This is a genomic window from Nitrospirae bacterium YQR-1, from assembly GCA_039908095.1.
In the GTDB taxonomy this organism is placed as follows: domain Bacteria; phylum Nitrospirota; class Thermodesulfovibrionia; order Thermodesulfovibrionales; family Magnetobacteriaceae; genus Magnetomonas.
The window spans coordinates 1-642 of record JAMOBJ010000099.1 but is presented as its reverse complement, the minus strand read 5'-3'; the positions used below and the strand labels follow the sequence as shown (position 1 = coordinate 642).

Here is a 642-nt window from a genome sequence, read left to right as displayed (position 1 = left end):
TCAGGCACGGCAAATAATTTATCCACAATAGCGGCAAAAACAACGCAGCAATTCAGCGCTAATGATAAAACAGTCACCTTCGGCTCAACATCGGTTTCAATATCCTCCGATGTAGCGGATGCGTCGTCATACGCAGGCACTTTGAAGTTTACATCGGCAACCGAATTTACAACCGGCACAAAGGCAACATGCCTAAGCGTACTAATGGCCTGTTTTCAGGGAACAACCAATCCAAAAAGAAATATTATAGGTTATGCCTGTAAAGATGACAGCACAGAGGGTCCCGGCGGAAATAATAACGTAATCGGGTATTAAAATACTTGTTGGATAACCAGCCGGCCACTGCCCCTGTCAAAAGGGGGTAGTGGTTCGGTAATAATAAGTTTTCTATATACTATTACTCAAAAATTCCCTTAATTCATCCACTGAACCGGCTTTCTTAATGAGATTCTTGAACTCTTCCAACTTATCTACAGTATCTATAGCTCTGACCATATTCATAATATTAAGTCCGGCTGAACCAAATTTGAGTTCAAGTCCTAACTCAATTGCCTCAAGTAACCCTTTACGCTTTCCCTCAAGCAGCCCTTCTGTTAATCCTTCCTGTTTTCCCACAAGCATTCCTTCAGTCAATCCTTCCTG

Annotated in this window: 2 protein-coding genes; one reads left to right on the top strand and one right to left on the bottom strand. The window is 42.2% G+C overall.

The window, feature by feature from the left end; translation table 11 throughout:
- Nucleotides 1-315: hypothetical protein (locus H7844_16085; protein ID MEO5358796.1), on the top strand; the 315-nt coding region annotated here is incomplete at its 5' end.
- Between the two features lie 72 nt (nt 316-387).
- Here the strand turns inward: H7844_16085 and H7844_16080 are convergent.
- Nucleotides 388-642: hypothetical protein (locus H7844_16080; protein MEO5358795.1), on the bottom strand; the 255-nt coding region annotated here is incomplete at its 5' end.